We start from the raw sequence: 4,205 nt of genomic DNA on the forward strand, positions 1-4,205 counted from the left end.
GAAGTCAGAAGTCAGAAGTCAGAAAGTAATCGCGGACAGAATCAGGAAAAATACGTGGAACACAATAAGCCTGCTCTTCCTTCAAGTGGAAGGGAAAAGAAAAAGGAAAAGACAAAGAAAATGGAAAGGATCAAAGCGAAAAAGACGTTAAAAATTCTGAAAAGAGCAGCGCAACAACAGCACGCAACTCTTTTCAGCCAATACCACCTCAGTGAAAAACCAGTTCCACAGATTCATCACCGTAGGCGTAGCGTAATTCCTGCAGCAGGTCGTCAGACGGGTTCACCCGCCAGCCATCACCAAGTCTGATATCGCAGCGGGCAACGCTGTTACAGAAATCCAGCACAATCGGGCAGCCATCCTGCATCAGATCCAGCACCTGTTTCAGACCATTACAGAACTGATCTTCCGGCTGTTCGCCGTCTACTTTGATACGGATCGCTTTGGCAAACGTCAGTCGTGCCTGACTGATTTCCATGGCACTGCGTCCGGTTGCTTTCAGTCCACCGGAATAATCGTCGTGAGAGATCTGAGCTTCAACCACCAGCACGCGATCTTTTTCGACGACTTCCCGCACCTGTTCATAGACATCCGAAAAGAGCGCCACTTCGACCCGGCCGGTACGGTCATCCAGTGTCGCGAAACACATATTGTCGCCACGCTTATTCTTCATAACGCGCATATCCACCACCAGTCCGGCAAGTTTCTGTGGTGCTTTCGCTTCCTGCAGCTGCGACAGTTTAGTCGGCACTAATTTGCGCACTTCTGCTTCGTATTCATCGAATGGATGGCCGGTAACAAACAGCCCCAGCGTGTCTTTTTCTCCCTGTAAACGCTCTTTCAGTGACCACTCACGCAGGCCCCGGAAACGTTCGTACGGGTCCGATGTTTCAGCCTCTTCTGCCTGTACTTCACCAAACAGGTCCATCATACCTGCAGCTTCATTCGCCGCAGACTGACCAGCACTTTTCATCGCATCTTCAATGCTGGCCATTAATACGGCCCGCGGTGCAGAGCGCTCCAGCCGGTCAAAGGCGCCACAACGTACCAGTGCTTCAAGCACACGTTTATTAATTTTTTTGCCGTCTACGCGCTGACAGAAATCAAACAGATCACGGTAAGGGCCATCCTTGCGGCCAGCTTCAATGGCATCAATCGGTCCTTCACCCACGCCTTTAACCGCGCCAAGACCGTAAACGATTGCACCGTCATCATTCACCGTAAAACCATAGTGACTCTGGTTAACATCCGGCAGGATGATCTCCAGTTCCATCTCGCGACATTCTTCGATAAAGGTCACGACTTTATCCGTGTTCTGCATATCGGAGGTCAGAACCGCAGCCATAAATGGCGCCGGATAATGCTGTTTCAGCCACAGCGTCTGATAGGACACCACGGCGTATGCAGCAGAGTGGGATTTGTTAAAACCGTAACCGGCGAATTTTTCCACCAGGTCGAAGATTTTCATCGCCAGCTCAGGATCAACACCCTGCGATATAGCCCCTTCACGGAACGTATCCCGCTGTTTGGCCATTTCTTCCGGTTTCTTCTTACCCATTGCCCGGCGCAGCATATCCGCACCACCGAGGGTATAGCCCGACAGCGCCTGGGCGATCTGCATTACCTGTTCCTGATAAACGATAACGCCGTACGTCGGTTCGAGAATTTCTTTCAGGTTTTCATGCTGGAAATCCGGATGCGGGTACGCCACCTGAGCGCGACCGTGCTTCCGGTTAATAAAGTCGTCCACCATGCCGGATTCCAGCGGTCCCGGACGGAACAGCGCCACCAGTGCGATCATATCTTCGATGTTATCCGGCTGCAGACGGCGGATAAGATCTTTCATACCCCGGGATTCAAGCTGGAATACGGCGGTGGTTTTCGCTGCCTTTAACAGGTCATAGGACGGCTGGTCATCCAGCGGAATATGGGCAATGTCAATTGCTGGCAGGCCCAGTTTTTCCTGCTTTTTATTAATCGTTTCCAGTGCCCAGTCAATAATGGTCAGCGTACGCAGACCGAGGAAGTCGAACTTCACCAGGCCGGCTTCTTCTACGTCGTTTTTATCGAACTGAGTAACCAGACCGGTACCATCCGCTTCACAGGCGGTGGCTGAAAAATCGGTTAATTTGGTTGGCGCAATCACCACACCACCGGCGTGCTTACCGGTCTGACGGGCAATACCTTCGAGCTTAAGCGCCATTTCCCAGATTTCCTGGGCTTCTTCATCTTCGTCGAGAAATTCTTTTAACAGCGCTTCACTTTCCAGCGCTTTTTCCAGCGTCATGCCCGGGTCACCGGGAATTAACTTGGATAATTTATCCGCCAGACCAAACGATTTACCCTGAGCCCGGGCCACGTCCCGCACCACCGCCTTAGCCGCCATGGTACCGAAAGTTACAATCTGCGATACCGCTTCACGACCATAGTTATCCGCTACGTAAGCGATTACTTTTTCCCGATCTTCCATACAGAAGTCGATATCAAAGTCGGGCATGGATACCCGTTCCGGGTTCAGGAATCGTTCGAACAGCAGATCGTATTCCAGCGGATCAAGGTCCGTAATTTTCTGTGCATAAGCCACCAGCGAGCCGGCACCGGACCCCCGCCCCGGACCAACCGGAATATCGTGATCCTTGGCCCACTGAATGAAGTCCATCACGATCAGGAAGTAACCGGGGAACCCCATCTGGATAATAATATCCAGCTCAAATTTTAAGCGTTCGTCGTAAGGTTTACGTTTTTCCGCATATTCAGGGGAATCTTTGGGAATACCCGCCAGAATAACGTCCAGACGTTCTTCCAGGCCCACTTCGGAAATTTTGCGGAAAAAATCATCTTCATCCATGCCATCCGGAATCGGATAATCCGGCAGAAAGTAAGTACCCAGAAGTACTTCAACTGAACAGCGTTTGGCAATTTCGACGGTATTTTCGATTGCCGAGGGAATGTCACGGAACAGCTCCGTCATTTCTTCCGCTGAGCGGAAGTACTGCTGATCGGAATATTTACGCGGACGGCGTTTATCATCCAGCGCATAGCCCTGACCGATGGATACCCGGGTTTCGTGGGCCTCAAAATCATCGGCTTTGATAAAGCGTACATCGTTGGTAGCGACCAGCGGAATACCAAAAGAATGCGCCATGGCCAGACCAGCCTTGACCAGAGTTTCATCGCCGGGGCGACCGGTACGCTGTACCTCAAAATAAAAGCGGTCACCAAAATGCTGCTGATATTCCTGCGCCAGCTGCTCAGCAGCCTCAACCTTGCCTTTAATTAAACGCTGACCAATATCACCATCACGGCCACCGGACAGCAGAATAAGGCCATCGTTTTTCTCGAACAGCCATTCTTTTTTAAGTATGGCCAGATCGTAGTGCTGGTTTTCCGCATAGCCACGGGAAATCAGTTCGCGCAGACCGAGATAGCCATCAGAATTCTGACACAGTGCGGTCACGCGGAACGGCTGAGTCATGTCTTCCGGGTTTTCCAGCCACAGGTCAGCACCGAGAATCGGTTTAATCCCAGCCCCCAGGCACCCTTTATAGAACTTGACCAGAGCGTACATATTCATCTGATCGGTCAATGCCAGAGCTGGCATGCCGAGATCCGATGCTTTGCCGATCAGTTTCTTTACCCGGATGGTGCTGTCATACAGCGAGTACTCAGAATGAACCCTGAGATGGACAAACCCCTGCGTCATAAACCCGCAATCCTGAACCAAAAGAGCGATTGTAACTGATCGGCGCTGAACTCAGAACCGCATTCACCGACTTCCCGGCGATAACGGTCTGCGTACCGCCAGCCTGTCGGAGCCTTCTTTTCTGCACAGCTGCGGCGCTGTGCCGCATCCGGACGACTCATAGCTGAAGATCAGCCTGACACTGATCAAGATTTGCACAAAAAGCCACGATACACTCAGTAACCTGAAAAAGTGTATGGATATAACGGAGGGTACAGTATGACAACGCCACTGATCGCGGTTGCAGTATTGAAGAACGGAACGGTATCCGGCCATGCCGGGCGCACCGTTAACTGGGATGTCTATGCCGTTAACGGCGCAGAACCGGAACTGGTGTGGAGCATCCGCCTGACGAAGCCTGGCAGCCTGCATGAATGGCATGTGCGGGGTAACGGTGAGCGCCACCCTCTTCACAGCGTCGATGTCGCTATCTGTGGCTCGGCAGGAGAAGGTGTTACCCGGC

Annotated in this window: 2 protein-coding genes; one reads left to right on the top strand and one right to left on the bottom strand. The window is 51.9% G+C overall.

Annotation, left to right across the window (positions count from 1 at the left end; translation table 11 throughout):
- Positions 1 to 208: 208 nt before the first annotated feature.
- Complete coding sequence (gene dnaE, locus B2Z72_RS03545) at positions 209 to 3,703, bottom strand: DNA polymerase III subunit alpha (protein ID WP_296981198.1); 3,495 nt, start codon at positions 3,701 to 3,703, stop codon at positions 209 to 211.
- Positions 3,704 to 3,961: 258 nt separating this feature from the next.
- Here dnaE and B2Z72_RS03550 point away from each other — a divergent pair.
- Positions 3,962 to 4,205, top strand: a 244-nt coding sequence (locus tag B2Z72_RS03550) for a NifB/NifX family molybdenum-iron cluster-binding protein (RefSeq protein ID WP_297004182.1), incomplete at its 3' end; no start/stop codon positions are given.

Source organism: Thalassolituus sp. UBA6592 (genome assembly GCF_002433655.1).
Taxonomy (GTDB): Bacteria; Pseudomonadota; Gammaproteobacteria; order Pseudomonadales; family Oceanobacteraceae; genus Venatoribacter.